The organism is Natrialba asiatica DSM 12278 (genome assembly GCF_000337555.1).
GTDB lineage: Archaea > Halobacteriota > Halobacteria > Halobacteriales > Natrialbaceae > Natrialba > Natrialba asiatica.
The window spans coordinates 32822-59429 of record NZ_AOIO01000021.1; the positions used below are offsets into that span (position 1 = coordinate 32822).

A 26608-nucleotide genomic window follows, 5' to 3' on the forward strand; every position below is an offset into this window, starting at 1 on the left:
GCTCGCTGCGCGAGTGCGATTCCGTTTGATCAAATGTCGAAGACGACGTACGCCTCCCAACCGTCGGCGACGTTCTCGAGTCGCATCTCGGAATAGGTGACGGCTTTCACCTCTCGGGCGTCGAGTTCAGCAAGCGGGACGCCGCGGGCGGTTGCGGTCACTTCCCACGGAGGATCGGCTGTCGGATCGTCGCCATTGGCTGACTCAACTGTCGGCCCGCTGATCGACTCGACGCGGTGGTCGACCGGGAGTTCGGCGCGCACGTCCCGCAGATAAATGAGTTCGTCGAGATAGTCGAACAGCAGTGCCTCGCGGCTCTCGGCGGCGACTGCGAGTGAAAACCGCTTGCCTGCGTTGGGAACCTCGTCAGTCGAGCAGGCCGTCAGGCCGTCGGCGACGGCAGCGAAGACCGCTTCGAGTGACCCGCCCGTCGCCGCGACCGCAACGTCGGCAGTGTGATCGCGCAGTTCGAAACCCATCGTCTTGGAACGACGTTCGCGCGCCGCCGTCGTATGTCCGTCGCTTCCGCCGGGTTGACACGGTACCCTCGAACAACAGTCGGCGAGCAACTGGCCTGGAATCCCGGTCGTCCGTGGAGCACCCGCGGGAGCGCCACTGATTTTCACATAGTCGACAGTATATCGGTGGCGTTCGGGCCTCGTTGCCGGTGGAATTATATTGGCGACGATGTAAGGCAGTGGTAGTGAGCGTCAACATCGACAGGCGCGTCGTTACGCCAGGGAACGACGAGTTCGTCGAGCAGGCCTGGCAGCTCAAAGAGCAGATCAATCAGCAGGAGGACGTCCTCAAGCAGCGGCGAGGCTTTTTCACTGATGCCTATCGACGCTCGACCGTTCACTGCTATGCCCTCGACAACGAACTCGTCGGTTTTGCCGCCGTTCGACGCGACGGCTACATTCTCTTTCTCGCAGTTTCACCGGCCCATCGCGGAGAGGGGCTCGGAAAACGACTCGTTGCCCGGGTTGCAGACGACCACGAGACGATCACCTGCCACGCTCGGACGAGCAACGAGAACGCCCTGCAGTTCTACGAACATCTCGGCTTCGAGATTAAACGTCGGATCGATAACTACTACGAGGACAGCGGCGACGCCTACTATCTGAAACTCGGCTCCGGCGACGGGATCGCGGACCGAATTTCCGATCTGATGCGCCGGTAGTGCGGTCTGGGACCGACGGTCATCCGCACGGACAGTCCAATACAATTATACCCGCGCCACGACGAGTAGCGCAAGCGCATGGAGGAGCGAACGAGGGCCTATCTTCGGGGGCGATTTCGAGACTACTATCGACGGACGGAGCTAACGCCACCGCCCGCCGCGAACGAACGCGAGTGGGGCTTCATCCCCTGGACCGAAAGCCCCGGTACGACGATGGTCCGCCACCGATCACTACTCGAACTCGGCGAACTCTCCGAGTTCCTCGTCCGTAAGCGCCCGCGACACGTCTACTTCTCCGCGGGCCGCTTTCGCGATCCGAGCGCGAGTTCGATGAGCGAGAAAGACTGGCAGTCCGCCGATCTCGTCTTCGACCTCGACGCGGACCACCTGCCGAACGTGACGCTCGGCGAGGACACCTACGCCGAGATGCTCGCGACGTGTAAGGAGGCCCTGTTTCGACTCCTCGATTTTCTCGAAGACGACTTCGGCTTCGAAGAACTGGAACTCGTCTTTTCGGGCGGCCGCGGCTACCACGTCCACGTCCGCGACGACAACGTCCGCCACCTCGACCGGGAGCACCGCCGCGAAATCGTCGACTACGTCCGCGGGATCGGCCTCGACTTCGACGAACTGATCGAAACCGAAACCGTCGCCGGACTCGGTCGAAAGACACCGACGGAGCGGCGAACGCTCCGCGTCGAGGGCGGTTGGGGAAAGCGAACCCACGATCACTTCATGGCCTTCGTCGACGACCTCCTCGAACTCGAAGCAGACGCCGCACTCGAGCGCCTCCAGGAGTTCGACGGTATCGGCGAGGGGAAGGCACAGGCGACGATAAACGCCGCCCGGAACAACCGCGAGCAACTCGCATCGGGCAACGTCACCGTCCACACCGCCGTCGCGCAGTTGGCGGAGCGGTTCGCCTCGAAAGCCGTCGAACGGGACAACGCCCCGATCGACGAACCGGTGACGACCGACACGAACCGCCTCATCCGCCTGCCCGGCACGCTCCACGGCGGCAGCGGACTGCAAACGGTTCGCCTCGAGCGCGACGAACTCGACACGTTCGACCCGCTGGTCGACGCCGTCCCCGAGACGTTCGTGGGCCAGGACATCGCCGTCGACGTCACCGACGGCGGGACAGTGGAACTCGGAGGAGATAGCTTTACGGTCTCCGAGGGTGACCAGTCACTCCCAGAGTACGTTGCCGTCTTCCTGATGGCGCGCGGTCGGGCTGAAAAGGAGAAAGAATGAATCTAAACGAACTACGCTCGGTCCAGAGCAAGGAGCGAAAGAAAGACAGCCTCCAGAACCTTCGCCCCTCGTTCTACCAGGAGGTCGGCGAGTACATCGCTGAACTCGAGGCCGAACGCGAACGCGCGGCCGAGCGCGCCGATGACCCCTTTTCGTCGCCCGAAGTGGGCCAGCTCACGGACGAAATCGAGACCGCAAACGACGTGGTCGAAGCGATCTACGAGCGCCGGATGGGCAAACTCGTCAAGCAAGCGAGTCTCGCCGCGGCCGGTATGGCGGCAGACGACGAGGGGCTAACCGCCGAAGAGGCCGCCCTCTTCGACGACCTCGTCGACCGCATCAAGGGGAACAAAGCACGCGTGCTCGACGTGCTTGAGGGCAGTACCCAGGCCCAGGACACGGCCACCGATAGCGCTACCTCGACCGAAGCCGGTCAGGATCGCGGCCAGCGTTCCAATTCACCCGACCCGCCGACACCACCGCAAGAACCCGCAGCGAAAGACCGCGTGCAACACCACGGAGCGAACAACGGAGACGACCAGGTCCCCGAACAGCACTCACAAAACACACCGCACACGCAGCAGTCGCCGACTTCGCAGTCCACGCCAGCCGCTCCCGACTCGGAAGCCGCCGACGCCGCGGGCGTCTCCCCTGCGGACGTGATGGGCGGTGACGCTGCTGGTGCTACCGCGAGTGCTGGGGCCGACACATCCGAGACGGCTGACACGGCCGAGACAGCCGACACCGCCGACGCGGATCACGCCGAGTCCGCTCCGCAGGTGAACTCGAGTTCGAGTGCAACAGCGACGGAGACAACCGCAGATCCTGGAGAAGTAACCGATACCGGGACTCCCGAGAAACGCCGTGATGCTGGTAGTACTGAGGGTGGAACAAGCGACGACTACGGCGGGACGCGATCCCGTTCGTCCTCCGAAGCGAAAGCGAACGGGGACGAGGGGCCCTCCGAGTCACAAGTCGACCGCATGACGGTCAAAATCACGCAGGACATCGGCTCTATCCTCGGCGTCGACGACCGGGAATATACGCTTGTCAGCGATGACATTGTGACGCTCCCCGAAGCGAACGCGACGCCGCTGCTCGAACGCGAGGCGGCCGAACCGCTCGAGTGACGGTCGGAATCGACGACGACCGTGGCGCTCTGCCGACACCGATAACTGCGACTGTTATTGATGACGCGTTCGTCTCAGGCCTCTGGAACGTCGTAGATACTCACCCAGTGGCCGCCGTATTCCGCTTCGTGTTCGCTGGCGAACTCGCTGGCTTCGATCCAGTCGCGACATTCCCGATCGAGTTCGCAACTGTCGCAGCGAAGTTGGTATGCCATATGATACCAAGAACACGAGCAGCCTTAAGCGTTCGTCGTGGTTCCGCTGGGTTGCAGTTCCGGATCAGTGGTCCCCTACCACGGACAGGGATGCTTCGTAGGGGTTTGCAAAAGAACGACGCTCTTGAGAGTGTCGTCCGGAGTCCACTCGGAGCCTGATGGACGGTGCCATACAGTCGTGCCTGCCGATCGCGTGCCACGCCGTCCGGTGCTGCGTGGACGTGACCGAATCTCGCACGGCGGAGTGGAAGCGGTTAGTCGCTTGTCGACGGAACGGCCGACCCGTCGGCGATGAACCCCTCGAGTTTGTCGAGACTCTGGCTCCACCCCTGCTCCATTCCCTCGAGTGAGTCAGCCACCGCTTCGCTCGCCCGGATCACTTCCGCCCGTATCGTCAGTTCGGTCTGCTCACCGCGCTCGGCGAACGTGACCGTTTGGTACACTTCGAGTTGCGGGATGCCGTCTTCGTCCTCGAGCGCCCGGCTGGTGACCTCGAGCCGCTCGGGTTCATCGACGACGTGATACACCCCCGTATCGGGATAGATGGTTCCGTCAGGGCCCTGCATGTCGATTCTGAATTCCCCATCCGGTCTGACATCCAGTTCGCAGTAGGGGACGGTGAACTCGGCTGGCCCCCACCACTGTTCGACCCGTTCGGGGTCGGTCCACGCTTCGAACACGCGCTCGCGCGGGGCGTCGAACGTCCGCCGGATCGTCGTGTCGTACACGCTCGGTTCGAACTCGGTCGCTGTCGTCTTTTCGTCTGCCATTAGCCTCGTTCTCCAGATGGTCAGCCAACGCGTCCAACCGGTCATCCCAGAAGACGCAGTATTGCGTTAGCCAGCTAAACTGCCGGATGCGTCCGTCCCCGTTCGACTTCGATCAATCCCGCATCCTCGAGCACTTGGAGGCGCTTCGAGACGGCGGCCAGCCCACTTGCGAGATGTCGTGGGGCTCTGCGAGTTCAGTGACACTTACTGATCCTGGGTCCTGGGCTCGCAGAGTCGGGTGGCAACACCTGGAAGATCGTATCGAGGTCCATCGCTACGCGTTGGTCAACCATCTGGTTGAATACTAGCTGCACAGATATTTAACCATTTAGTGCGCTACCGAGACCATCAGAAAAACTGTCTGAAACGGCTCTTTTAGCCATTTTACTGAATACTGGTACGAGGTCAGAAGTGAGATTGGGTGGCACCATGTGTGTCGTTTGTAGCGGTAGGAGCGGACGGGACGGCACCCAGAGATCAAAGATCCAGCGGGGCAGTCAATTGCGTAGTGGGCAGTACGAAGATCGCACTCAGATAGCGAGTAGGGTGAGGCAGATTTAAACCTCGCCAAGACGTTCCGGGTCGCTCACTTCGTTTGCTTCCCGGACTGCGACTTGTCTGGTTCAAACTGCCCAACGTAATGGATTTTCGCCTCACGGAATTGTTCGGCGCAAAATCAGTGGGTTGGGGCAGATTTGAACTGCCGACTTCCTCCGTGTGAAGGAGGTATCATAACCGGACTAGATCACCAACCCGCATACGGTCGTATCCGTGCGTTCGACTTAAGGCTTCCTTTCACGTTCGAAGCCGATACCCTGTGTCCTCCGCCGTTCTGGCGATCCCCAGCCGCTCGGTCGGCGACACCACAAATCGCTCTCGTCACTGCAATCGGTATCGACACATACGGAGCGTGCTCTCGCTGCTTCAGACGATTAGTATTCCGGCGTTTCCTCCGGTTCGCCCTCCCGAGCGTTGACGACGCGGGCGAACGTGAACAGGCCGTCCGAGAGTCGGTTCAGGTACTGAACCGCTTGTTCGTTGATCTCCGCTTCGCTGGCCAGTGCAACTGCTCGTCGCTCGGCTCGACGACAGACGGTTCGAGCGTGGTGTAACTGCGCTCCGGGATCGCTTCCCGAGGGGAGGATAAATGCGGTCAATGGCTCGAGTTCAGCGTCGAACGCGTCGATCCAGTCTTCGACGGTGTCGACGTGGGCGGCGGTGATCGCCGGATCGTCTTCATCGGGGTCGGGATTCGCAAAGTCGGCCTGAACGATGTGGAGGTGATTTTGAACGGCGCGCAGTCGATCGTCGACGTCCGCGTGTCCGGTGGGTCGAATCGTGCCGAGCAGGGCGTTGAGTTCGTCGACGGTACCGTAGGCCTCGATTCGGGGGCTGGTCTTCGAGACGCGGGTCATATCCCGGAGATCGGTTTTGCCGTCGTCGCCACGGCCGGTGTAGATCGACATGGCCGAACCGATGAAGGGAGATTACTTAATTGCTGGCCGAGCGGTGAGCCGGTGGCACGATCAGGAACCAGTACGTTCAATTTGGTCCGTGTGCAATCGCCGCGTATGACGATGGAACTCGACCACGAGTGTCCAAACTGTGGTGACGAACGGACGTTCTACCGCGCGGCGAGTACGACGATGCACCTCGGTGAGAAGGTCAAGTGGCACTGTCCGGACTGCGACTACGGATTTGTCCGGATCGGCGACGACGGAACTGCTGTCGACTCGAGCGTGGACGTCTAGTCACAGCACTAATCCCGGGTGATCGCTAGCTGTCATCACGAACCGAACGCCGACCAGTTTCCGCTGGACTTCCCGATGCAAGGACGCAGGCTCGCGACGACGGACGAGATTATTGCGATCGTCAGTCCCAACAGTGACGATGTCGTCGCCGGACTCGAATCCTGGACCACAGAGCGTGACATCACGCTGTCGACGGTTGACGTCGGCGACGAGATCGGCGAGCAGTACGATCCGAACCGGGCGACGCTCGGGATAACGATCGGCGGTGATGGCACCTTTCTGGAGGGGATCAAGACCTTTGCACCGCGGAACGTTCCCCAGCTTGGAGTCAATACGGGCACCCTCTCCTTTCTAGCCCGCGTCGAACCCGAGGATCTCAATGCCGCCCTCGACGAAGTCGTTCGGGGACGTGCAAAGGTCGACAGCCGCCAACAGGTCGCCGTCACCGGATCGAGCGTCGATGCGACGGGGATCAACGACGTGACCGTCGAGCACGTTCCGCCGGAAAATCCCGTCGACAGCAAGGTGACGCAACTCGATGTCTACGCCGATGACGAGTACGTCGGCGAGTTCGAGGGAACGGGACTTGCCGTCTCGACGCCGACCGGTTCGACCGGGATTTCGCTGTCCGCGAACGGCCCGATCCACTACCCGGTCGACAACCACACGCTACAGCTCGTCCCGTTGCACACCCACCAACTGGGCGTCCGGCCGATCGTCGTCTCGCCCTCGACCGAACTCCGAATCGTCACCCGCGGCCCCGCAACGTTGCTGGTCGACGGCGGACGGACGCACACCCGCCTCGAAACGGGCGAGAGCGTCCTGTTGACGGGTGCCGACAGGCTCGCGCACGTCGTCCGAACCAGTTACGACGACCACTTCTTTACCGCAATCGCGAAGAAACTCGGCTGGGGAATCCGCGCCGTCGACGATCAGCCGCCGACACCGCGTTCGGAGACGGAACGCGCTCTCGGATCAGGATCGCACGCTGGGACGATCTCGTCGGCGATACCAACGGCAACGGACGCGGACCCAGCGAAATCGAGTTCAGTGGCGGATGCTGGTGAGACGGGGAGCCGGTCTGCGTCGCCCGCTGTTCCGTCGACGGGGCGTGACGACCGGACGACACTCGAATACGCCCGCACGGTTGCAACAGAGGCTGCCGAGGCCGCTGGCGAGCCGCTGCGCGAACTCCACGGCCAGGTCGATTCCATCACCGTCAAAAGCGACAAATCGGATATCGTCACCGAGGCCGACCACCAGGCAAACCGGATCATCACGACCGTTATCGACAACGAGTTCCCCGAGCACGGAATTGTCTCCGAAGAGCAACCGCGGCGAAATCGTGCCGACGGCTACACCTGGGTTATCGACCCGCTCGACGGAACCGGGAACTTCGCACACGGCAATCCGAACTACTCGGTTTCGATCGCGCTTCTCGATTGTGGAACGCCGGTGATGGGCGTCGTCTACGTCCCCGAAACGGACGAACTGTTCAGCGCAATCGCCGAGGTCGGTGCCCGACGAGACGGCGATCCGATCGAGACGACGGACCGCGACCGCCTCGACGAGAGCATGCTCATCTCGGGGTACGACCCCGACGGCACCTTCCTCTCGCACTTCTACCAGGAATCTCGCGGCGTCCGTCGTCTCGGGTCTGCCGCGCTCAATCTCTGCTATCTGGCGAGCGGTAGTGCCGACGCGACCTGGGAACACGACACCCATCCCTGGGACATCGCCGCCGGTCTCGTCATCGCACGGGCGGCCGGCGCAACGATCACCGACGAACGCGGCGAGCCGTTCACGTTCGAACTCGAGACCGACGACCGCACGGCGCTGCTCGGCTCGAACGGCCCGTTGCACCCGGCGCTGTTGGGGCATCTCAAGACGGGGCTGTCGGACCGCGGAGCGGATCGCTGAGCCGGTCGCCGTTCGACACTCGCCTTGTCGCGTACCCGATCCCGTTGAAGTCCGTTTCGGTGGTGTGAGCGTCGGTTCCACGCCTCGAACACGTTTATCGTCCCCGCTGCACACTGTGGGTGTAGGAACATGTCACTCTTCCCGACGGAGATGGAAAGCGAACGACTCCGGTACGAGCGGCTCCACCCGGACGAGTTCGACGTCGACGAACTGTACGAATACGTTCACGCCGGCGCACCCGGCATCGACGAGATCACGAAGTACGTCACCTGGGATTCCCACCAGCACCCTAAGGAGTCGTTCGACTGGGTCGAACACTGCGGCGAGCAGTTCGATGACGGCGTGGCGGCCACCTACGCCCTCCGACCGACGGAGGGCGACCGCGCCGGCGAACTCGCCGGCTTCGCCGGTATCCACCCCGACTGGGATCGGCGGCTCGCGGTCTTCGGCGCGTGGCTCCGGAAACCGTTCTGGGGCCGGGGCTACTCCGGCGAACGCGCCGCCCGGATGCTCGAGTTCGCCTTCGATCGGCTCGATCTCGAGATGGTCGCGGTCGCACATGACCCGGACAACGAGCAATCCCGCCGCGCCATCGAGAAGTACGTCGAGCGATTCGGCGGCCGGAAAGAGGGTCGTATCCGCAACGACATCGTCATCGACGACGAGCCGCGGGATAGCATCCGGTACAGCATCTCGCGTGCGGAGTGGGAGCGAAACCGAGACTGACGGTCTCGGGACGCGTTCGCGTCCGTTCGGTTGCTCTTAGTCGTCGAGTTCGTGCCAGGACAGGCGCGGGCTTCGCGCCGCGCTGGTCTGGTCGATCCGTCGCGCGGTCGTCCGCTCCGGCGCGTCGGCGAGCGTCTCGTCGTCCTCCCGCGCGACGGCGTTGAACGCCGCCGCCAACCGATCGAGCGTATCCTTGCTCTCGACCTCCGTCGGCTCGGTCATCAGCGCCTCGGGGACGATTTCGGGCCACTTCGTCGTCGGCGGGTGCACCCCGTAGTCGAGCATCCGCTTTGCCACGTCGGCCGCGTCCCGCTCGCCCGCGCTCGCGACGAACTCGTGGTGGAACGGGCCGTACGGAACGCCGAACTCGATCTGGCTCGCGAGGTAGTTCGCGTTGAGCACTGCCTTCGCGCTTGCATCTGCGAGCCCCTCGTCGCCGAGTCTGGCGATGTAGGCGAAGGCCTTTACGAGGACGAGCCAGTTGCCCTGAAACCCGTGGACCTTGCCGATTGTGTGTTCGGGATCGAACAGTTCGTAGCGCTGCTCACCGGCACCGGCACTGTCACTGTCACCATCACTGTTTCTGTCTTCCGCACGCGTGCCGTCCTCGGCCGCTCGTACCCGCGGCGCGGGCAGGAACGGCGCGAGTTCGTCCACGACGCCGACGGGGCCCGCGCCGGGGCCGCCGCCGCCGTGGGGCGTCGCGAACGTCTTGTGGACGTTGTAGTGCATGACGTCGAAGCCCATGTCGCCGGGGCGGGCGCGCCCGAGCAGGGCGTTCAGGTTCGCGCCGTCGTAGTAGAGCAGGCCGCCCACGTCGTGGACCATGTCGGCGATCTCCTCGATGTCGCGCTCGAACAGGCCGAGCGTGTTCGGGTTGGTGAGCATCAGCGCCGCCGTGTGCTCCGAGAGGGCGGCGTCGAGCGCTTCGAGATCGACCCGTCCCTCGTCGTCGCTGGGCAGCGACACCACGTCGTAGCCGCCGAGGGCGGCGCTGGCGAAGTTCGTCCCGTGGGCGCTCTCGGGAACGATGACCTCGTCGCGGTGATCCTCGCCGTTGTGTTCGTGGTAGGCCGCGGCGACGCGGATGCCGACGAACTCGCCTGCTGCGCCGGCCGGCGGTTGGAGCGTAACGGCGTCCATGCCGCCGATTCGGCCGAGGTAGTCCTGCAGGCGAGAGAGGAGTTCGAGCGTGCCCTGCACCGACGCCGCCGAGCGATCGGGGTGGACGCTCGCGCCCGGCAGCGCCGCCACGTCTTCGGTGAATTTCGGGTTGTACTTCATCGTACACGAGCCGAGCGGGTACGGTCCGCTGTCGATCCCGTAGATCATCTGCGAGAGGCGCGTGTAGTGGCGGGCGAGTTCGGGTTCGGAGAGGGCGGGCAGTTCGAGTTCGTCCCGCGTGAGGTCGTCGGGAAGCGGCGACTCGTCACCGATCTCGACGCGAGTCCGGTCCTTCTCCGAGAGCAGGGGTTCGTACTGGCCGTCGTCGACGTAGCGGGCCTGATCGTAGCGGACCTGCCGTGCATCGGCGACCGGGTCGCCGTCGCTCATCGAACCACCTCCGAAAACGCCGCGACGAACGCGTCGAGTTCTGTGTCCGGAACGCCGGCGACACAACACTGCACCTCGTGTTCGCCGACGACGTGGACCGCGAAGCCGCGCCTCTCGAGATCCTCGGCGATCGCCGGCGCGGGCTGATCGACGTGCGCGACGAACTCGCGGATGTGGTGACGGTCGTGAACCGGTGCCGTCACGCCGACGAGGTCGTCGAGTCGCTCGGCGAGAGTTTCGGCGCGGGTGACGCCGCGTTTCGCGAGGTCGACCAGCCCGTCGGGGCCGAGTGCGGCGGCGTGCATCGCGGTTCGCAGCGCGACCCAGGCCTGGTTCGTGCAGATGTTGCTCGTCGCGCGTTCGCGGCGGATGTGCTGTTCGCGGGTCTGCAGGGTGAGCGTGAACGCCCGCCGGTCGGTTGCATCCTCGCTGACGCCGACCAGGCGGCCGGGGACCTGCCGCAGGTAGTCCTCGCGACAGGCGAACAGGCCGAGGCCCATGCCGTAACTCGTCGGCAGGCCGAGGACGCTCGCGTCGCCGATGACCACGTCGGCTCCCGCGTCGGCGGGTCGTTGGAGGAGGGAGAGCGCGACCGGGTCGGAACCGAGGACGAACAGCGCGTCCGCGTCGGTTGCGAGTTCGCTCGCGGCGTCGAGGCGTTCCTCGATCGTCCCGCGGACGGTCGGGTTCTCGGCGTAGAGCATGACGACGTCCTCGTCGACCGCGGCCGCGAGTTCGTCGGCGTCGATGGCGCCGTCGGCGGTCGGGTACGACTCGACGATCAGGTCGGTGCCGGCGACGTAGTTCTCGAGGGTGCCCCGGCGCTCCTTGCGCAGGAGGTCCGGCACGAGAACGCGGTGGCCGCTTGTCTCGCGGACGCGATCCGCAAGCGTCGCTGCCTCGCCGAGTGCGGTCGCCGCGTCGTACATCGAGCAGTTGGCGATTTCGAGTCCCGTCAGTTCGACCAGCAGCGACTGGTACTCGAACAGCGCCTGCAGAAAGCCCTGCGAGATTTCGGGCTGGTACTGCGTGTAAGAGGTGAGAAATTCGGAGCGATCCGCGAGGTGATCGACCAGCGAGGGCACGTAGTAGCCGTAGTGGCCACGACCGAGCAGTTCAGTGAGATTCTCGTTACGTCCGAGAATCGATCGCACGAGTCGTCTCGTCTCGCGCTCGGACCGAGCGTCGATACCGAACTCGTCCGTGAATCGGATGGCATCGGGAATGTCGAACAGTTCCGCGATAGAGTCGGCCTCGACTGCCTCGAGCATCGCATCGCGCTCGTCGGCCGTGTGGGGGGCGTACGGACTCCCGGAGGCGCGTGTTTCTGCCCCGTTCATACTCTCCCCCTGATGGTTTGGCTTCGGATTCGGGCGCTGGCTGTGGTGTGATGGGTGTCCTGTCGGTGTTGCGATCTCTCTCGATCCCCCTCTCGATTACAGGATGGCATTCGGGACACGATAGCAGTCCGTTGCGGCCAGGGACTAATTAACGCACCCGTTCCGCGTGGGCGGGCAGCGTGTTTCGGTACGAGACAGTCGGTCACGGCTGGCTACCGGTCGAGTTCGGAGTCGGTATCGGTTGCAGTCTCGTTGCCGTTCTCGAGATTCCCGTCGGTCTCGTCGGTTTCGCTGGTCTTGTCGGTCCCATCGCTCTCGTTGCTCTCGTCGCTCTCGTCGCTCTCGTCGGGGGAGTCGTCGTGCTCACGTTCCGTCGCTTCGTCACCGCCGGCTGCGGTCTCATCTGCGTTCGTCTCGGTATCGCCACCTTCGTCCACATCGAGTTCACTCTCGGGAGGTTGCTCGCCGGTGAGTCCAGTTTCGGGAGCGGTCTGGACCGCACTGTCGACGCCGGGGGTACCGGTTCCGGTGACCGGGTGGGGGGCGTCGGCGCGCTCGCGGGTGAAGAGATCGAGGGTGATCTTCGCCCCGCCGAGGACGACCGGACCGATAAAGAGGCCGACGGCACCGAAGACGACGAGGCCGCCGAAGATGCCGACGACGATAATCGCCGAGTTGAACGCGCTCGTGCGGCCGATGAGCGCGGGGCGGATGTAGGTGTCCGAGGCGCTGACGATCGAGCCGTAGACGATGAGGATCGCGGCCGGAACGAGTTGTCCGGTCGCGAGCAGTCCGATCGAAACCGGCACCCAGACGCCGAAGGCCCCGATGAGGGGGAGCAACGCGAAGATAAACGTCACGACCGAGAGGAGGACGACCGCCGGAACGCCGAGGACGGCGAGGCCGATCCCGATCAGGACCGCTTGAATCGCCGCGACGACGACGTTTCCGACGACGGAAGCCCACATGAGCTGGTCGAGTTCAGAGAGCAGTTCCGCGAGCAGGTCGTCTTCGATGGGGACGACGCGTTGCACCCAGACGACGAACTCGCCACCGTCTCGGAGGAGGGCAAAGAGGACGAACACGGTCACGGTGAGGCCGATGAAGAGTCCCGGTGCGCCGCCGGCGATCTCGACCGCGCTCATGGCCAGCCCCTGCAGTCCCGTCGCGATCGGGTCCTGATAGGTCTGGTAGAACTCGACGATATCGACCGAGTAGCCCACGTTTTCGAGTTGCGATTCGATGATCGCGACATCGAGGTTGCCGTTTCCGTCCTGGATCACGTCGACGAGGTTGAGCGCCTCGCGGAACGCGACGGCGAGGACGTACGCCAACGGCAACAAGAGTGCGAGGATCGTGACCGCGACGAGCGAGAGGGCCGCGATGAGCGAGCTCACGTACCGTTCGAGCCAGCGCTGTGCCGGAACGAGAATGTACGCGAGCACGACACCCAGGAGGACGTACTGGAGATAGGGAAGAATAACGAGAAGTCCGAGAACCGTAGCCACGATAGCGAGGACGGTTAGTCCCGGTCGCTTGGCGAACCACTCCCCTGACGGAGGACGATCGGCCATGGATACGGACCGGTACGCACTCCGAACGTATTATATTGATGAAACGACGGCCCGCAATCGGGCGGCCGCAGTCACTCCGAAAGCAACGACCGCGAGGAATTCGTGACGACGAGCAGACTGCTCGCGCCCATCGCAAGCGCGGCAAACAGGGGGTTAATCAGCCCCGTCACCGCGAGCGGAATCGCGACCGCGTTGTAACAGAACGCCCAGCCGATGTTTCCTTTCACGCGTCGGTCCGTCGCCCGCGCGAGTTCAAAGACCGTCTCGACCGACGAGAGGTCGTCGTCGACGAGCGCCACGTCGGCCGCGTCGGCCGCCATCGCCGTGCCGCCGCCGAGCGCGATGCCGAGATCCGAACTCGCGAGCGCGGGGGCGTCGTTGGTGCCGTCGCCGATCATGACGGTTCGGCCCGTCCGCTTGAGCCGGTCGACGGTTTCGGCCTTCCCTTCGGGCGGGACGCCGGCGAAAACCTGATCGACCGCCTCGTGCTCGCGGAACTGGGTTGCGGCTCTCGCGTCGTCGCCGGTGAGCACGACGATTTCGGAGCCGCTCTCCGAGATCGCCGTCAGCGTCTCGTCCCAGTTCTCCCGGAGGTCGTCGCCGACGACGATGACGCCCGAGGCGGTGCCGTTGCGGCCGACGGCGACGGGGACGCGTCCGGTTTCGCGGGCGGCGCTGACTTGCTCGGCGAGTGCAGCCGGCACGTCCCAGCCGCGGTCCCGGAACAGGTCGGGGTGGCCGACGACGACCTCGTCGCCGTCGACGGTGCCGGAGACGCCGTTGCGGTGGGAGTCGAAGGCGTCGACGCGGTCAGTTGCGGTTTCATCTGTGTCGGCGTCGACCGCGTCACCTCCCGTCGCCGCTGCGGAGTCGACCGCGGGATCGGATTCGGGCTCGTTGGACGTGGGTTCGACCGCGCCGCCGTCCGCAACGGGCGTCGCCGCGGCGATAGCCGTCCCGACCGGGTGGGCGGACCGCTCCTCGAGCGCGGCGGCCTGTTCGAGCAGGTCGTCCGGAAGGTCGGCGTCGACGACGGTCATGTCCCCCGTCGTGAGCGTGCCGGTCTTGTCGAAGACGACGGTGTCCGCGTTGCGGATGCGCTCGAAGACGCTGTCGTCGAAAACGACGATCGAGCGCTCGAGCGCGTCCCGGATACCGGCTGCGACGGCGAGGGGCGTCGCGAGACCGAGCGCGCACGGACAGGAGACGATCAGGACCGTCAGCCCGGTGAGCAGGGCCGTCGCGAGACCGGAGCCGAGCGCGAGATAGCCGGCCGTGACGGCGACGGCGAGTGCGAGCACGAACGGGACGAAAATCGTCGCCAGTTTGTCCGCGAGTTTCTGGATGCCGTGGGTGCCGCTCTGGAGGTCCCAGACGAGTTCGCTGATCCGGTCGAGGGTGCTGGTGGCGTCCTCGCCGACGCGGACGGTCAGCGAGCCCTCGGAGACGACGGAGCCGCCGACGACCTCGTCGCCGGATTCCTTCGTCACGGGCAGCGATTCGCCGGTGACGACGGCCTCGTCGACCGCGGCGCGGCCGTCGACGACGGTGCCGTCGATCGGAACGCGCTCGCCGGTGCGGACCAGCACGCGGTCGCCGGGGTCGAGTTCGTCGACGGACGTCGATTCGGTGTCGCCGTGCTCGCCGACGCGGCGGGCCTCCTCGACCTGCACGGCGGTCAGATCCGAGAGGCGCTCGGTCGCCTGGCGTTTGATCGTCGACTCGTAGTAGCCGCCGACGGTGACGATGACGACGATGGCGACGGTCACGTCGTAGTAGATGTGTTCGTGGCCGACCGCGATCGAGAGCGTGCTGTAGAGGTACGCGCTGACGGCCGCGATCGCGACGAGCAGGTCCATGTTCGGCGACCGCGTCTTGACGGCGACGTAGGCCCCTTGGAGGATCGGTTTGCCGGTCACGGCCAGGACGATCGTCGTGAGGGCGGCGATCACGACGTAGAACGGCGTCGCGAGTTCGCTCGAGAGCGTTTGCGTGAAGAACTCGGTCGTCCGCTCGTCGTAGAACAGCCCGCCGAAGTAGGTCGGGTAGATGATGACGATGTACTGCAACATCACCATCATCCCCATGAGGACGCCGACGCCGACGCGGGCCATCTCCCAATTGTTGGCTCGCCGCCGGCTGAACGCGTCCGCGCGGTCGTAGGCGCTGTACCCGAGTTTGCTGATCTCCGCTTTGAGGTCCTCGACCGAGACGACACCGGGGTCGTGATCGATCCGCGCCGTGTCGGTCACGTAACTCGAACTCGCGTGGCTGACGCCGTCGGTTTCCGCGGCGACCGACTCGATGAACGCCTCGCAGGTCGTACAGTACATTCCGTCGACCTCGAGGAACGTCGTTTCGTGGTCGGGCGGTACGTCCCGCGGTGTCCCGTCTTGGGCCTCGTCCGCCGCTCGCGCGTTGCGAACGTCGGCCGCGTCCACGTCTTCTACATCGCCGAGCGCGTCGTAGACATCGCGACAACCGACACAACAGAACGCGTTGCCGTCGGCGACGACGCCGCTGCCGTCGACCGGCAGGTCACAGAGGGTACAGCCGCTATCGGCATCGCCGTCGACCGCGGATTGAGAGTTCGGTGTCTCCGTCATACCTATCGAATCGTCCGCTCAGTGGTTCTCGTGGCCGCCCGCTTCGATACCCGCCACGTCGAAGCCGTCGTAGAACGGCAACCCGGGGTGTGGGACGTGGATTCCCAGACTCATCAACCCGTGTGCGAGCAGGACGTAGCCGAGGACGATGAAGGCCGCCCCGAGGAGGCGGTGTACCCGCCGTCGGTGGGCGACGTCGACGGCCTCGATGACGGTCCCGTAAGCGAAGACGGCCGGGACCGTACCCAGCCCCAGCGCGGCGAGGGCGAGCGCTCCCCTCGTCGGCGATCCCGTCGCGAAGGCGTACAGAAACGCCGGGTAGAGGATGGGACACGGCAGCAGGCCGTGCAACGCGCCGAGGCCGACGATGCCCGGCCCGTTCGCCAGGCGATCGACGTACCCCGTCAGCCAGCCGACGAGCCGCTCGCCGCCCGGCAGACTGACGCCGCCAGTGCTCCGCCCGAGAAGGTAGTAGAGTCCAGTCACCATGACGAACGCGCCAACGAGCAGGCCGACCCCGCCGCGGGCGAACTCGACGAACGACGTGAGTTGGGCCGTCGTCACGTACAAGATGCCGCCCAGCGTACCAAAGAGTCCCCCGAGCAGCGTGTAACTCGCCGTTCGTCCGAGATTGAACAGCGCGTGCTGGCGCACTTCGTAGATCGTAAGGTGTCCGCTCGGGCGGGCGCTGTCGGAGGCAGTGGACGCGTGTCCGCCGTCCGTACTGGTCGCCCCCTGCGACCGCCGTCCGCTCTCACTCCCATTTCCGTCCATCCGGCTCGCATAGATCGTCACGAGCGGGCCGCACATCCCGATACAGTGCCCGCCGGCCAGCAGGCCGATAACGAACAACAGGGCCACGTCGACGCCGAGGAGTGAGAGTGGGTCCATGATCGGTCGGGGCTTTCGCCGTTAGCCGACCTAGTCACCCCACCGGGTAGTGCGTTTCGCCTTCGATCCCCGCAGACGGCTGTACGCGCCGACTCTCACCCGAACGAGTTCGGATATGCTGCCAAAAGCAAGTTGTCGAACACTTGCGGTTCGTCGTTCGTCGTTCGTCGCTCGTCGCTCGTCGTGCGTCAGTCGACGTACCGATACTGTCGTTCGCCCATCCGGCCCCAGCCGTCGAAGACGAACTCCTCGTCGGGCGTCGTGAACTCCTCGACGTCGACGTCCATCTCGTGGTTGTGGGCGTCGTGAACGTCCTCGTAATCCGCCCAGCTCAGGTCGTAGCGGGCCGCAAGCTGTTCGTCCACGTTTAACGCCTCGATCTCGTCCTTCCAACCGTCACGGACGGTTTCGGTGTGAATTTCGGCCTGCGCACCGCTTCCGTACGAGCCGATGAGCAGCGTCTCACCGGTTAGGTCGCGGCCGTCCTCGAGTGCTGACTTGAGCGCGCTCGCGCGGGCGACGTGAACGGAACCGGTGTACCAGTTGCCGACCTCGCGGGAGATCGACAGCGTCGGATCGATCATCTCCGCGTACCACTCCTGGTAGCGGTCGGTTTCCTTGAGTTCGTCCATGTACTCCCGCAGGGCCTCGCGGTAGTCCTCGTCCTGTCTCTTATACACATCTCTGAGCGGGCTGNATCGTCCTCGATGCTCGTATCGCGGATGATGTGGCGGTAGGCGAGCAGGGCGGCCTTGCGGACCATGCCGGGGAACGGCGTGTGGAACGGCGCAAAGGTGATGTCCTCGGGATGGACGTCGCCCGCAGCGCTCTCGTAGTCTTCCAGGGCTTCGCGCATCCGGGCGAGGTACACCTGCACCGAGCGCTTGCCGTCGACGGAGGGGAACTGCTGGTTCGGCTTGAGGAAGTCGGTTTCGTCGGCCGAGCCGTAGCCCTGCTCGGCGGAGAGTTCGGTCAGATCCGGGTCCTCGTCGATGTACATCGCGATCGCCCCTGCACCCTGGGTCGCCTCCCCGGCGTCGCCGCGGGCGTACAGCGCGGTGTCCGTCGCGATGACGAGCGCGCCGCGGCCGCGGTTTCGACCTGCGCGGATCCAGTTGTACGCGTCGTCTAAACTCTGGGTTCCCGCGATACAGGCGAACTTCCGCTCGCCCTTGTTGGCGTGGTGGAAATCGCCGTCGTAGACGTCTTCGAGACAGCCAGCGACGTACGTCGAAACCGGCTTCGAGTTGTCGAACGAACTCTCGGTTGCAACGTCTATCCGGCCGATATCGTCGGGTTCGAGGCCCTTGCGTTCCATCAGGCGATGGGCTGCGTTCGCGCCCATCGTGACGATGTCCTCGTAACTATCGGGAAACGAACTCGCGTTCAGACCGAGTCCCTTCGTATACTTCTCGGGGTCTTCGCCCTTCTCCGGCGCAAACGTCCCGGGTAAATCGAGTTTGAGATTCCCGGTCCAGATCTCGACGGCGTCGATACCGACTGCTGTCATACACCCACACTATACAGCGAGCTATATGGTATTGTCGTTCCAAGATTCGACAATTGACGGACTCGCGGCCAGTGTTGACGCGCGAGTGCAGTCGGACAAGAGCTGGTGCGGGCGAAAGAGCAAGCGAGGGACGGCAGCCGACGGACGATCGTCTCGCCGAACTGAACTCGGTCGCCGACGGCCGAAAACACGCGCTCGCACCTGAGTTGGCGTTACTCGTCCTCTTCGACGACTTCGGGATCGCTCATCGCGCTCTGGAGGCTGTCGAGGCCGTTGATCCACTCGGTGACGAGGCCGTACTCGAGGTCCTCCGCGACGGTCATGTCGAGTTCGGCGTCGTCGATGATGAGGGTGCCGGCCTGGGCGGCGTAGCCGAGCGCGGCGTCTAAGTCTTCTTCGGCTTCGGCGTCGGCAGCAGCGCCGAGGTAGTCGCCGACGCTACCGTCTTCGGCGGGGCCGTTTGCGATGTACTCTTCGGCGGCGAAGAAGACGCAGACGAGGCTCGTCTGGACGCCGTCGACGAGGATTAGTTTCTCCTCGTCTTCGATGTCGACCTCGCTCAGGACGATTTCGCGGACGTCGTTGATCTCCTCGAGAGCTTCCTCCTCTCCGAGGTCCCCGTCGTCGTAGGCGGCGACGATCTTCGCGACTGCGATTGCCGTATCGTCCTGTAGATTAAGAAGGAGTCGCGCCGACGACTCGTCCTCGGGATCGATCTCTTCGTCTTTGATGCGATCGATCCAGTTCTGCCAGCGTTCCTCCGAGTAGTACTCGGTCGGGGGATTGCTCATACAGACACCTACACCGGCCGCTTGAAATGCCTTTCTCTACCTGTACGTCGTCGCGACAGAACCGCTGCAGCGGCGTTTATGCCCGCTCGAGCGTTCCTTCCGTATCGATCCCGTAAACGAGTGCAGGTGTGTCGACGTGTGCCGTGTGCACCGCTTGCTCGTGACCCGATTCGAGTAGCCATCGGACGCGGCGAGGGACGGTCTTCGGTCCGAGGACGGCTCCGGGACGGTCGGGGTCGTCGACGTAGTCCGTTTCCATCAGGAACGGCGCGTCGTGCTCGACTGCGCGCTCGGCCGCGCGCTCGAGCCGGTCCTTGTCGCTCATGACGCTCGGCGTCGGTCCGTTCAACCGACCGGCGGCGTAGTGTTTGACGACCTTGTGCGCGGGTAGCCCGCGGTCTTCGGCCCATTCCGCGACCGCGGTCATGTCCTCGGTCGCCTCCGCGTGGAGCTGGACTGCACAGCCGAGTTCACTGCCGTGCTCGAAGGCGTGACACGTGACGGCGTTCGAGGCGTCCCAGACGGCTTCGGAGACGTCGTAGTGTGGCCGTCCGGATTTCAGCGCGAGGGCCTCACCGCGCGCGACGAACTCGGCGGCGACGTCGAGCCCCCCTTGCATGATCTCGCGGGCCTCGTCCGGACTGTAGCCGCGGTCGTCGACCAGTCGTGAGATCAGACCGGGGTGAACGCCGAGGACGGGCCAGGCGCGACCGGGGAGTTCAGCCGTGGCGTCCGAGACGATGTCGATGGTGCGCTCGAAGACGGGGCGAAAGTCCTCGCCGGTGTCGGCCTCGACGCCCAGGTGCCAGGAGGGTTTGTTCACCACGAGGAGGTGCGTGCCGCCGAGTCGAGCGAAGTCTCGGACGGCGTCGATGCCGCGGTGGGCGTCCGGATCGAGGTGGAGGTGGTTGTCGAGAACCGGCCGCTCGTCGTTCTCGTCGTCGATCATACGGAGATCTGCGAGTGCGAAGCGGGAAAAGTCACCGGGTTCCTCGCGCGGGTCGAACTGGTGTGAACTACGAACAACGGTCTTTCCGTAATCACCCTCACGTCCCCGGGTTTGTTGGAGTAACTCTTTTATAGAAGTAGCGATTACGTTGGGTTAGTCAACGAATGAACCTCGACCAATTTACCAACAGCGAAAAGCAGGTCGCCCGTCGATACGAATACGACGACGCCGTGGTCTTTGCCGTCGACTTCGGGGCGGCGTCGGCAGACGCCGCGGTCGACGTCGTCGATGCCACGGTCATGGTCGTCATCGACGGCGAACAGTACGAGATGGACCTCCCCGACGGTGCAGACGACGCGCATACGTTTATCAAAAACGGGGTACTCACTATCGAAGTGGAGGGCGACCGATGAAACTCACTGTCAAACCACTCAAGCAGAAGGATGCAGGGCGCGGGCTGGCCGCTATCGACCGCGTCTCGATGCGCGAACTGGACCTCGAGAACGGGGATTACATCCTCATCGAGGGAAGCGACGATAGTCAAGCCGTCGCTCGCGTCTGGCCGGGCTATCCCGAAGACGAGGGCCGGGGCATCGTCCGAATCGACGGCCGCCTTCGACAGGAGGCCGATGTCGGTATCGACGACCGAGTCTCGGTCGAACCCGCCGACGTTAATCCCGCAACTTCCGTCACCGTTGCGCTCCCGCAGAACCTCCGCATCCGCGGTGACATCGGCCCGCTCGTCCGCGATAAACTGAGCGGCCAGGCCGTCACCGAGGGACAGACGGTCCCCTTCTCGCTCTCGTTCGGGCCGATGGCCAGTTCCGGCCAGTCGGTCCCGCTCAAGATCGCGAGCACCTCGCCCTCGGGCACCGTCGTCATCACCGACTCGACGACCATCGACATCTCCGAGACGCCGGCCGAACAGGTCAGCTCCGGCGGCGAACCCGGTGCCGAGGGCATCCCGAACGTCACCTACGAGGACATCGGCGGCCTGGACGACGAACTCGACCAGGTCCGGGAGATGATCGAACTGCCGATGCGCCACCCCGAGCTGTTCCAGCAACTCGGCATCGAACCGCCGAAGGGCGTCCTGCTCCACGGCCCGCCAGGCACCGGCAAGACGCTCATGGCCAAAGCCGTCGCCAACGAAATCGACGCCCACTTCCAGACCATCTCCGGCCCGGAGATCATGTCGAAGTACTACGGCGAGTCCGAGGAGCAACTCCGCGAGGTCTTCGAAGACGCGGAGGAGAACGCCCCCGCCATCATCTTCATCGACGAACTCGACTCCATCGCCGCCAAACGCGAGGAAGCCGGCGGCGACGTCGAGCGGCGCGTGGTCGCACAGCTCCTCTCGCTCATGGACGGCCTCGAAGAGCGCGGCCGGGTCACCGTCATCGCGGCGACCAACCGGCTCGACGACATCGATCCCGCGCTCCGACGCGGCGGGCGCTTCGACCGCGAGATCGAAATCGGCGTCCCGGACAAGGACGGCCGCAAGGAAATCCTGCAGGTCCACACCCGCGGGATGCCCCTCGAAGACGAGATCGATCTCGACCGCTACGCCGAGAACACCCACGGGTTCGTCGGTGCCGACATCGAGTCGCTCACCCGCGAGAGCGCGATGAACGCGCTTCGGCGCATCCGACCGGACCTCGATCTCGAAGAACAGGAAATCGACGCCGAAGTCCTCGAGACGCTCCAGGTCACCGAAGATGACCTCAAGGAGGCGCTCAAGGGCATCCAGCCCTCGGCGATGCGCGAGGTCTTCGTCGAAGTCCCCGACGTAAGCTGGAACGACGTCGGCGGACTCGAAAACACCAAAGAGCGCCTGCGCGAGACGATCCAGTGGCCCCTCGACTACCCGCAGGTCTTCGAGCAGATGGACATGCAGGCCGCGAAGGGCGTCCTCATGTACGGCCCGCCCGGCACCGGGAAAACCCTGCTCGCAAAGGCCGTCGCCAACGAGGCCCAGTCGAACTTCATCTCGATCAAAGGCCCCGAACTCCTGAACAAGTACGTCGGCGAATCCGAGCGGGGCGTCCGCGAGATCTTCGAGAAAGCCCGGTCGAACGCTCCGACCGTAATCTTCTTCGACGAAATCGACTCCATCGCCGGCCAACGCGGCCAGCGACAGGGCGACTCCGGCGTCGGCGAACGCGTTGTCTCCCAACTGCTGACCGAACTCGACGGCCTCGAAGAACTCGAAGACGTCGTCGTCATCGCAACGACGAACCGACCGGACCTCATCGACACCGCCCTGCTGCGGCCGGGCCGGCTGGACCGGCACGTCCACGTCCCCGTCCCCGATGAAGCGGCCCGCGAGCGCATCTTCGAGGTCCACACGCGAGACAAGCCGCTCGCCGACGCCGTTGAACTCGACTGGCTCGCCGAAGAGACGGAGGGCTACGTCGGTGCCGACATCGAAGCCGTCTGTCGCGAGGCCTCGATGGCCGCCAGCCGCGAGTTCATCAACTCGGTCGACCCGGATGATATCGACGATTCGGTTGGAAACGTTCGTATCAGCAAGGAGCACTTCGAGCACGCGCTCGATGAAGTCCAGCCGAGCGTGACGCCCGAAACGCGCGAGCGCTACGAGGATATCGAACAGCAGTTCCAGCAGGCGGAACCGGGTCAGGAAGAGGAGCAACTGGGACGGACGTTCCAGTAACGCGACCCGACCGCCACCGCCGCCGCGGATTTTCACTGCGACGACCAGTGCAGGTAGTACGGTCGCCGTCGAGGACACGTTGGTAGCCGTACCCGGTGCGGGTGCGTTAGTGACCGTCGGTCGAGCGTGAGACGGCCTCGAGCATGGCTGGGATATCCGCGTCGAATGACTCGACCGTGTCGACACGGCCTCGGTCCGAGTCGTAGGTGACGCAGCCGGCCGCTGCCAGTTTCGGGATGTACTTGTGATACAGCGTGACGTGGATCTGTTTCGTGTCGTCCGCTGGAATGTCGGCCGGTCTTGTCCCGTGTTCTCGGATGGCTACCTCGGTAGCCAGCTCAGCGAGCGAAATCGGCGTCTCGTGCTCGGTAAGACACCGGAGAACGTACCGACACCGGTCGTCTGCGAGCATCGTAAACACCGTTTCAACGTCTCCGTGATCGGATCGGAGTTCGCTCATATTACGTGTTCATATTTGGCTTAGCGAAAAGAGTGGCGGGGTTGTATATATCGCCGTTTAAGTAGAGTTACTCGGAATTGGCATCGTCACCCTCGCCGACCTGTCCGACCGTCAAGACGTTTCCGATGAGGTTCTTCTTCGCGTGATGGAGTCGCTTGGACAGCGCCTGCTGTGTGATCTCTAACTGCTCCGCCAGTTCGATCATGGTCGTCTGTTGTGGAACGTCGAAGAGTCCCTCCTCGTAGGCGGTGACGAGCGTTTTCCGCTGTACCGGCGTTAAGCCGTACTGCGAACTCGCCATCGGCTGATTCTGTTCGTAGAGTCGGTCGAGTTCGAACTCAACACCGTTCTCTCGGCAGAACTCGTGAAATTCCGAGACCGTCTTTTCGTCGTCGAAGCGCATCGTCAGGTCCCAGGATTCGTTCGTCCCCGTCGCTTCGAGGATCGTCGCGCCGATCTCGACGTACGCGTAGATAATCGTCTCGATGTTCTCCGTCCATTCCGCGCGGTAGAGGACGGCATCGTCGACGCGATCGACCCTCATCGCGTGCCTGATAGTCGGGTCGTCACTGAACGCCCGTTCGAACCGCTCTTGCTCCTCGCCGGTGACCCAGAAGTACGGCATGAGCCGGTGCTGCGTCGTGGCGACGAGGCGTTCGATCTCGACGACGATGCTCGGCGCAGACGACAGCGCGTGATGAAGCGCAAAATCGGTAGAATCGACGGTGAACTCGCCCATCACACTCATACGAGCACCTTCATCCCGCGGTGGATAAGTGTGCGGCCAGAGAGTGAGTGCTCCGCGCGAGAAAGTGACAACGAGTGAGCGATAGAGGGCGGGCACGTAACGGGCCCCGCTCTCGTACGCCGCGGCCATAGTAGCCACTGAAAGTCAGTGCACACCTGACCGCCCGATAGCTGTGCGAGCAGCGTGTAAACCGTTTCAGTCGGTACTACAGATATCCTCGAGTACCGTCTCGGCGTGTCCGTCCGGACTCACGTTCTCGTAAACCGCCTCGATCGTCCCGCCAGGCCCGACGACGTACGTATTCCGAAAGACGCCATCGAACGTGTTGCCGAACATTTGCTTCTCGCCATAAGAGTCGTATTGCGTCGCGACCGCGCCGTCCTCATCCGAGAGGAGATCGAACGAAAGATCGTGCTCGTCCGCGAAGGCGGCCAGATCCGAAACCGGGTCGTCGCTGATACCGACCACCGCAACGTCGCGGTCGTCGAACGTCGACAGCGCATCGTTGAACTCGCGGGCTTCGGTGGTACAGCCCTCGGTATTCGCGCGTGGATAGAAGTACACGACGAGTCGCTGGCCATCGAAATCCGACCGCTTGACGGACTCACCGGACTGATTGGACAGTTCGAACGCGGGAGCGTCTTCGCCAACGTCGAGCATAGAGACGAGTTCGGCACAGCTACCGTAGGCGTTGTGGTTCACGCCGGTTCAAACGGTCTGCTGGAGCGATTTCCTGGCACAACCGTAGACGGGGGTCGCGACTGCGCCGGAACTGACTGTTAGCAGTCCGTATCAGTCCGGGACAATTCACACGACGGCTTCGACCCAGGTCGCGGTGACGAACTTGTGACGACAGCCTTCGCAGAGATCGACCTCGACGACCTCGTCGGTCGCAAGATAGACGTGATACCGTCGCACAGGGAGAGTGTCCGCGCCGCAGTTTGCACACGTACCGGACATTGCTGGCCACTCGACTCCGGCTACATCGGTGAGCGGTATAATTGCTGGCCCGTCGTTCCTGGCGATGCTCGGAGACGAACGGACAGCCGTGACTCCGCGACGGAATAGCGGCAGTATCACGCCTATCTATCATATTTTTATATACTCGTCAGAAAACTCCGAACCATGCGAGCTGCCGTACTCGAAACGCACGGTGAACCGCTCGAGATCGAGGACGTTCCGGTGCCGGAGCCGGAGCCCGATCAGGCTATCGTCGAGACCGAAGCCTGCGGCATCTGCCGCAGCGACTGGCACGCCTGGCAGGGCGACTGGAGTTGGGTCGGCGCATCGGTTCCGGAGGGGCAGATCCTCGGACACGAGCCCGCGGGGACCGTCTCGGCCGTCGGCGAGAACGTCGAGACGCTCCAAGAGGGTGACCGGGTCGCCGTTCCCTTCCACCTCGGCGACGGAACCTGCTCTCACTGCCGCGAGGGGCGGGCGAACAACTGCGAAACCGTCGTCCCGCTCGGACTTTCTGGCGCCGCACCGGGTGCGTTCGCCGAAGCCTTCCCCGTTCGAGAGGCCGACTTCAACTGCGTGAAACTCCCCGACAGCGTCGAGTTCACCGAGATGGCCGGGCTCGGCTGTCGGTTCATGACCGCCTACCACGCGCTCGCCGACCGCGCGGGGCTCCGACCCGGCGACCGGGTCGCCGTCCACGGCTGCGGCGGCGTCGGCCTCTCGGCGATCCACATCGCCGACGCGCTCGGCGCGCATCCGATCGCGGTCGACGTTCGCGACGACAAACTCGAGCGCGCCCGCGAACTCGGCGCGGCCGCGACGGTGAACTCGACCGAGGTGAAGCATCCAGCGCGGGAGGTCAGATCGCTCGCCGACGGCGGTGCCGACGTCTCGATCGACGCGCTCGGCATCGCCGAAACCTGCCGGAACTCCGTCGCCAGTTTGGGAACGAGGGGGACCCACGTCCAAGTCGGTCTGACGACCGGCGAGGAGGAGGGTGAGATCGAACTGCCCGTCGATGCGATAACGATGAAAGAACTCGACGTCCACGGCTCACACGGCATGCCGCTCGTTCGCTACCAGGAACTGTTCAAACTGATCGGCGAGGGAACGCTCGACCCGAGCAAGATTATCGGCGAGACGCTGTCGCTCGAGGAGGTACCCGACACGCTCGTGTCGATGGACGACTACGAGACGGTCGGCATTCCGGTCATTACGGAGTTCTAAGCGGCAGGTCGAAGACAGGGAAATGGGGTGAGACACACCCACACATAACCTGGGCGGGGGCGGGAGCCCACCCTGGTGTGAGAGACATGAGCTAACTCGAAGCGGGGGCGAGTCCACTTCCGAGCGATCCGGGCACGAACGCACGCAATCGGCGGTCAGCGCGTCGTGTCTGGGCCAAGCGCGTACCCGGCGGGGCGTGTATCCCCGCACGTAGAACAATTGCAGGTGTCCCCCTTTGTTATGGACCGAATTGCCCGCCCGTAGTGTCGTCAAACCAGCGACAGGATGGCGCTACTGCGGACGTACTGGCGTACTACGCAGCCGCCGTTCGAGCCCACGAGCGCGAACCCGTACTAGTTATCACTGCCTACGATCGTC

Annotated in this window: 24 protein-coding genes, 1 tRNA gene and 2 pseudogenes; 9 read left to right on the forward strand and 18 right to left on the reverse strand. The window is 64.1% G+C overall.

The genetic code is table 11. The features are described 5' to 3' along the window. Positions 1-29 precede the first annotated feature (29 nt). Complete coding sequence (locus C481_RS06690) at positions 30-479, reverse strand: archease (protein ID WP_006108395.1); 450 nt, start codon at positions 477-479, stop codon at positions 30-32. 224 nt (positions 480-703) lie between these two features. On the opposite strand from C481_RS06690, the gene C481_RS06695 reads away from it, so the two are divergent. The 3 genes from C481_RS06695 (at position 704) to C481_RS06705 (ending at position 3564) form a co-directional block, all read left to right on the forward strand. After that, positions 704-1180: a GNAT family N-acetyltransferase gene (locus C481_RS06695; RefSeq protein WP_006108396.1), complete on the forward strand. Its 477-nt coding sequence runs from the start codon at positions 704-706 to the stop codon at positions 1178-1180. Between the two features lie 78 nt (positions 1181-1258). Then, positions 1259-2434 (forward strand): DNA primase small subunit PriS, encoded by a 1176-nt coding sequence (priS, locus tag C481_RS06700; protein WP_006108397.1) that lies wholly within the window; start codon positions 1259-1261, stop codon positions 2432-2434. Continuing rightward, positions 2431-3564 carry a hypothetical protein gene (locus C481_RS06705; RefSeq protein ID WP_006108398.1) on the forward strand — a complete coding sequence of 378 codons (1134 nt, stop codon included), beginning with the start codon at positions 2431-2433 and terminating at the stop codon, positions 3562-3564. Before priS ends, C481_RS06705 begins: the two co-directional genes overlap by 4 nt. A 74-nt stretch (positions 3565-3638) precedes the next feature. Here C481_RS06705 and C481_RS22130 read toward each other — a convergent pair whose 3' ends face one another. The 5 genes and pseudogenes from C481_RS22130 to C481_RS06720 all read right to left on the reverse strand — a co-directional run bounded on the left by C481_RS22130 (position 3639) and on the right by C481_RS06720 (position 6015). After that, the gene (locus C481_RS22130; protein ID WP_006108399.1) at positions 3639-3779 is read right to left on the reverse strand and encodes a hypothetical protein; all 141 of its coding nucleotides are present in this window, start codon (positions 3777-3779) and stop codon (positions 3639-3641) included. Between the two features lie 254 nt (positions 3780-4033). Next, the gene (locus C481_RS06710; RefSeq protein WP_006108400.1) at positions 4034-4549 is read right to left on the reverse strand and encodes an SRPBCC family protein; all 516 of its coding nucleotides are present in this window, start codon (positions 4547-4549) and stop codon (positions 4034-4036) included. Between the two features lie 4 nt (positions 4550-4553). Beyond that, positions 4554-4842: pseudogene (locus tag C481_RS23195) on the reverse strand (ArsR/SmtB family transcription factor); the annotation flags it as partial. A gap of 387 nt (positions 4843-5229) precedes the next feature. Beyond that, positions 5230-5304 (reverse strand) — tRNA-Val (locus C481_RS06715). Positions 5305-5481: 177 nt separating this feature from the next. Continuing rightward, a complete protein-coding gene (locus C481_RS06720) occupies positions 5482-6015 on the reverse strand; it encodes a cob(I)yrinic acid a,c-diamide adenosyltransferase (protein WP_006108401.1) in 534 nt (177 codons plus the stop codon). Positions 6016-6120: 105 nt separating this feature from the next. Here C481_RS06720 and C481_RS06725 point away from each other — a divergent pair, with 105 nt between their 5' ends. The 3 genes from C481_RS06725 (at position 6121) to C481_RS06735 (ending at position 8946) form a co-directional block, all read left to right on the forward strand. Then, positions 6121-6300 carry a DUF7838 family putative zinc beta-ribbon protein gene (locus tag C481_RS06725; protein WP_006108402.1) on the forward strand — a complete coding sequence of 60 codons (180 nt, stop codon included), beginning with the start codon at positions 6121-6123 and terminating at the stop codon, positions 6298-6300. 75 nt (positions 6301-6375) lie between these two features. After that, complete coding sequence (locus tag C481_RS06730; protein ID WP_049904517.1) at positions 6376-8220, forward strand: NAD(+)/NADH kinase; 1845 nt, start codon at positions 6376-6378, stop codon at positions 8218-8220. Between the two features lie 129 nt (positions 8221-8349). Further along, complete coding sequence (locus C481_RS06735; protein ID WP_006108404.1) at positions 8350-8946, forward strand: GNAT family N-acetyltransferase; 597 nt, start codon at positions 8350-8352, stop codon at positions 8944-8946. Between the two features lie 36 nt (positions 8947-8982). On the opposite strand, the gene gcvPB is transcribed toward C481_RS06735, so the two are convergent. From gcvPB to C481_RS06775, 8 genes and pseudogenes are all read right to left on the reverse strand, one after another. After that, positions 8983-10500, reverse strand: coding sequence for an aminomethyl-transferring glycine dehydrogenase subunit GcvPB (gcvPB, locus tag C481_RS06740; protein WP_006108405.1), 1518 nt, complete (start codon positions 10498-10500; stop codon positions 8983-8985). Then, positions 10497-11840: an aminomethyl-transferring glycine dehydrogenase subunit GcvPA gene (gcvPA, locus tag C481_RS06745; RefSeq protein ID WP_006108406.1), complete on the reverse strand. Its 1344-nt coding sequence runs from the start codon at positions 11838-11840 to the stop codon at positions 10497-10499. Before gcvPA ends, gcvPB begins: the two co-directional genes overlap by 4 nt. A 212-nt stretch (positions 11841-12052) precedes the next feature. Next, positions 12053-13414, reverse strand: coding sequence for an AI-2E family transporter (locus tag C481_RS06750; protein ID WP_006108407.1), 1362 nt, complete (start codon positions 13412-13414; stop codon positions 12053-12055). Between the two features lie 71 nt (positions 13415-13485). Then, the gene (locus C481_RS06755) at positions 13486-16020 is read right to left on the reverse strand and encodes a heavy metal translocating P-type ATPase (protein ID WP_006108408.1); all 2535 of its coding nucleotides are present in this window, start codon (positions 16018-16020) and stop codon (positions 13486-13488) included. Positions 16021-16038: 18 nt separating this feature from the next. Continuing rightward, positions 16039-16911, reverse strand: coding sequence for a sulfite exporter TauE/SafE family protein (locus C481_RS06760; protein ID WP_006108409.1), 873 nt, complete (start codon positions 16909-16911; stop codon positions 16039-16041). Between the two features lie 188 nt (positions 16912-17099). Continuing rightward, positions 17100-18421: pseudogene (gene hmgB, locus C481_RS06765) on the reverse strand (hydroxymethylglutaryl-CoA synthase). 212 nt (positions 18422-18633) lie between these two features. Then, entirely contained in the window at positions 18634-19212 is a 579-nt protein-coding gene (locus C481_RS06770) for a DUF2150 family protein (RefSeq protein WP_006108410.1), read from the reverse strand. 76 nt (positions 19213-19288) lie between these two features. Further along, the gene (locus tag C481_RS06775) at positions 19289-20161 is read right to left on the reverse strand and encodes a TatD family hydrolase (protein WP_006108411.1); all 873 of its coding nucleotides are present in this window, start codon (positions 20159-20161) and stop codon (positions 19289-19291) included. A gap of 164 nt (positions 20162-20325) precedes the next feature. Here C481_RS06775 and C481_RS06780 point away from each other — a divergent pair, with 164 nt between their 5' ends. Together C481_RS06780 and C481_RS06785 are read left to right on the forward strand one after the other, a co-directional pair. Beyond that, the gene (locus C481_RS06780) at positions 20326-20574 is read left to right on the forward strand and encodes a DUF7127 family protein (protein ID WP_006108412.1); all 249 of its coding nucleotides are present in this window, start codon (positions 20326-20328) and stop codon (positions 20572-20574) included. Beyond that, on the forward strand, positions 20571-22835 hold the full coding sequence (locus tag C481_RS06785) for a CDC48 family AAA ATPase (protein ID WP_006108413.1): 2265 nt from the start codon (positions 20571-20573) through the stop codon (positions 22833-22835). The genes C481_RS06780 and C481_RS06785 overlap by 4 nt, the downstream gene beginning before the upstream one ends. A 106-nt stretch (positions 22836-22941) precedes the next feature. On the opposite strand, the gene C481_RS06790 is transcribed toward C481_RS06785, so the two are convergent. The 4 genes from C481_RS06790 to C481_RS22135 form a co-directional block, all read right to left on the reverse strand. Continuing rightward, entirely contained in the window at positions 22942-23295 is a 354-nt protein-coding gene (locus tag C481_RS06790; RefSeq protein ID WP_006108414.1) for a DUF7344 domain-containing protein, read from the reverse strand. 67 nt (positions 23296-23362) lie between these two features. Next, positions 23363-24043: a helix-turn-helix domain-containing protein gene (locus C481_RS06795; RefSeq protein WP_049904481.1), complete on the reverse strand. Its 681-nt coding sequence runs from the start codon at positions 24041-24043 to the stop codon at positions 23363-23365. Between the two features lie 195 nt (positions 24044-24238). Beyond that, positions 24239-24703, reverse strand: coding sequence for a thioredoxin-dependent thiol peroxidase (gene bcp, locus C481_RS06800; RefSeq protein ID WP_049904518.1), 465 nt, complete (start codon positions 24701-24703; stop codon positions 24239-24241). A gap of 147 nt (positions 24704-24850) precedes the next feature. Then, positions 24851-25003 carry a hypothetical protein gene (locus tag C481_RS22135; protein ID WP_006108417.1) on the reverse strand — a complete coding sequence of 51 codons (153 nt, stop codon included), beginning with the start codon at positions 25001-25003 and terminating at the stop codon, positions 24851-24853. Between the two features lie 165 nt (positions 25004-25168). Here C481_RS22135 and C481_RS06805 point away from each other — a divergent pair, with 165 nt between their 5' ends. After that, entirely contained in the window at positions 25169-26230 is a 1062-nt protein-coding gene (locus C481_RS06805) for a zinc-dependent alcohol dehydrogenase family protein (RefSeq protein ID WP_006108418.1), read from the forward strand. The last annotated feature ends 378 nt before the right edge of the window (positions 26231-26608 follow it).